At 52.8% G+C, this 3,402-nt stretch carries 2 protein-coding genes; both read left to right on the top strand.

All coding sequences use genetic code 11. The features are described 5' to 3' along the window. Positions 1 to 2,655 (top strand): ATP-binding protein (locus tag AC2VLY_RS17150; RefSeq protein ID WP_486922711.1); only part of this gene is annotated, 2,655 nt, incomplete at its 5' end. A 3-nt stretch (positions 2,656 to 2,658) separates the two neighbouring features. Continuing rightward, complete coding sequence (locus tag AC2VLY_RS17145; RefSeq protein WP_031574313.1) at positions 2,659 to 3,393, top strand: response regulator transcription factor; 735 nt, start codon at positions 2,659 to 2,661, stop codon at positions 3,391 to 3,393. The last annotated feature ends 9 nt before the right edge of the window (positions 3,394 to 3,402 follow it).

Genomic DNA, 3,402 nt, shown 5'->3' with positions numbered 1-3,402 from the left:
GGTCGACTGAAAATTTTCTTTGGTGCCGCACCAGGCGTGGGAAAAACCTACGCCATGCTGCGTTTCGGGCAGCAGGAGATGGCTAAAGGGGCAGACGTGTTGATAGGGATCGTTGAAACCCATCAACGCCATGAGACAAAGGCTTTGGCAGATGCGCTCCCCATGCTGCCACGCCAGCATTTGCCCTATAAAAATGTGGTGCTGGAGGAATTTGATCTGGACGCCGCCCTCAGTCGCCGTCCGGGACTGCTTTTGCTGGATGAGCTGGCCCACAGCAATGCACCAGGATCGCGTCATAAAAAGCGTTGGCAGGATCTGGAAGAACTGCTGGATGCCGGTATCTCAGTAGCCACCACCATTAATGTCCAGCATCTGGAAAGTGCCCATGAAGTGGTCCACCAGATTACGGGCATCAAAGTGCAGGAAACGGTACCCGACCACCTGATCCAGGAGGCCGATGAGGTCGTTCTGGTGGATATCAGCGATGAAGACCTGATGCAGCGCCTCAAAGAGGGCAAAGTGTATCTGGGAGATCGTGGCCTACGGGCGATGTCGCACTTTTTTCGCAAAGGGAATCTGATCGCGCTGCGGCAACTGGCACTGCGTCTGGCGGCAGACCGCGTCGATTTGGAGTTGCGCCAATTTCAGCTACAAAATCCTGAGGAGGAACGCCGTGGCGGAAGCCGGGATCGTTTGCTGGTGGCAATCAGTGGGCGTCCCGAGGATGAACATCTGGTCCGGGCTACTTATCATCTGGCTACGGCACAACGGGCGGATTGGCTGGTCATTCACGTAGATACCCCACGCGGTCTGATGCAAAAGGCTGAAACCCAGGCGTGGATCTGGAATCATCTGCACCTTGCCGAAAGTCTGGGTGCAGAAACAGCTCGCCTGACTGGCGTGAACATCGGCGCGGAAATCCTGGCCTACGCACGTTTGCGTGACGTGACCCAGATTGTGCTGGGTCAGGCGCAAGGTCTTCGGAAATTCTTGTGGTGGTGGCCCGGATCACTGACTGCGCATCTTCTGAACAGTGAGCGCAGCATGGATATCATCATTCATCCCATTCCTGCCAAAAAACCGATTTCTGAAGATCAGCGTTTGCGAAATCAGCAATACCTTGGAGTCATGAATTCACCTTTACGGCGCCATATCCGCAATCGCCATTTTATTTTTGGCGCTCTACTGGGACTGGGGTTAAGCGGTCTGGCCTGGATGCTGGCGGCCTACCTGGGCTTTGCGGGCATTTTCATGTTGTACATGCTGGGCGCGGTGGGTGCCGCACTACTCTATGGACGCTGGCCGTCTCTGATTACATTTATAACCGCTGCGGTCAGCTATTACTCTTTCGGACTGGGGAAAGGCTTGCCCACGACTCTGGGTTCACTGGCTTATTTCGCGCTGATTTTGTCCCTGATTCTCTTGATCAGCCAGTTGGTCGCCCGTTCACGGGAACAGGAGTTGATGGCCCGTATTCGTGAGCGCCGGGCACGTAACCTCTACCAATTGGTTCAGGTGTTGAGTAGTGCGCGTGGGGTAGAAGGGATTCTCAACGCGAGTATCGAAAAACTGGAGCAGACACTGGGCATTTCTGTGGCATTCTGGCTCCCCGCCACCGAAAAATCTGAAGGCCCACTCAAACAGTTTCCAGAACCAGATCAGACAGATTCACAACAGCGAAAACTCCAGGCTGCTGCGCGTTGGTGCTTCCAGAACAGGAAAAATGCGGGAATGAGTACCAATACCCTGGCCGATCTTCCAGCACTTTTCATGCCGATGATAATCAATGAGCGCTCTTTGGGCGTGGTCATGCTGGCCGACCTTGATTTACGCCGCGCCCCGACTGACTGGCTACGTTTTCTGGAAACGGTGGTGCGCCTGATCGCGGTCGCCCTGGATTCAGCCCAGGCTTCCTTGCAGCGCACGGAGGCGGATGTGCGCTTGCGCGTCGAACAACTACAAAATGCCCTGTTGGGTGCCGTATCGCACGATTTGAGAACCCCCCTTGCGGGTGTCCTGGGTACGGCAACCACTTTGCAGCGCAATGCCCAGGGACTCAGCTCTGAAGATCGGTTACTTCTGGAAAACATCCGCCAACAAACGGAAAAAATGGAGCATACCGTTGAACGTATTTTACATATGGCTGCACTCCAATCCGGGCGCCTCCAGATTCAGAAGGAATGGACCCCGCTGGAAGATTTATTGGTCAGCACGCGCGAACAGGTAAAATCTCTTTGTACAGAGCATCCTTTTCAAACCAGAATCGCCAGAAATCTGCCGCTCCTGCATGTTGATCCCCAGCTGATTGTGCAGGTACTGACCAATCTGGTTGAAAATGCCTGTCGTTACAGTCCGCCGGGCCGCGACATTGAACTGGAAGCCTATGCTGATGAAAAAGAGATTGTCGTTTGCGTCATCGACCATGGATTCGGCGTTCCCTCTGGCCGTGAGCAGGAAATATTTGGTCGTTTCAGTCAGGTCAAGCCCCCGGTGGGCCTGGGTGGAAGTGGCCTGGGTTTGGCCATCTGCAAAGCCATTATTGAACTCCATAATGGGCGTATCTGGGTGCGTAACCGTGTTGCGGTGCATGGTGCGGTATTCTGCTTTGCCATCCCACGCGAAGCGGAACCCCTTATTCCCTCCGAAGAGGAGTGATAAATGCCTAATAACCATAAAGAAAACATAGATATTCTTCTGGTAGAAGATGATCCGGGCATTGGCGCATTTCTGCAGTCTGCCATGGACCGGGAACCCGGTTATTGTCTGCATTGGGAACGTACCCTCAGAGATGCCTGGAAAGCCTATGAAAAATATCAATTACAACAAGGGCATTGCTTTGCACTTCTGCTTCTGGACCTGGGCTTGCCCGATGGTGATGGTCAAAGCATGATTCGTCGTCTACGCACTCAGAGTGGAGAACAGCCGCTCATTGTGGTCATCTCTGCCCGAGGACATGAAATGGACAAAGTGCAGGCCCTGGATGAAGGCGCTGATGATTATTTGACCAAACCCTTTACCATCGGTGAATTATTTGCCCGCTTGCGGGCCCATCTGCGCAAAAAACCGGTAGGGGTGCTGGAAGATAACCCGCGTTGTTGGGTTATTGGGGAACTGGAAATTGATGATCCTACCCACTGTGTGCGTAAAAAAGGGAAGGTGATTGATTTGACGCCCAAGGAATATGAGCTGTTACATCTTCTTGCCATAAATCAGGGACGGGTACTGTCCTATCGGGTCATCCTTACATCCATATGGGGTATACACAGTATGGAACAGAAACATTATGTACGTCTTTATATCAAACGGTTACGGGAAAAAATCGAGGACGATCCGGAAGCTCCACAGTATCTGCTTACGGAAAAAGGTTTTGGTTATCGGCTTGTTGATCAATAATTTCTCGCT

The sequence above is a fragment of the Acidithiobacillus sp. TH-A36 genome (assembly GCF_057473445.1).
The sequence above is the reverse complement of the archived record's forward strand: the minus strand, read 5'-3'. Positions and strand labels throughout refer to the sequence as shown.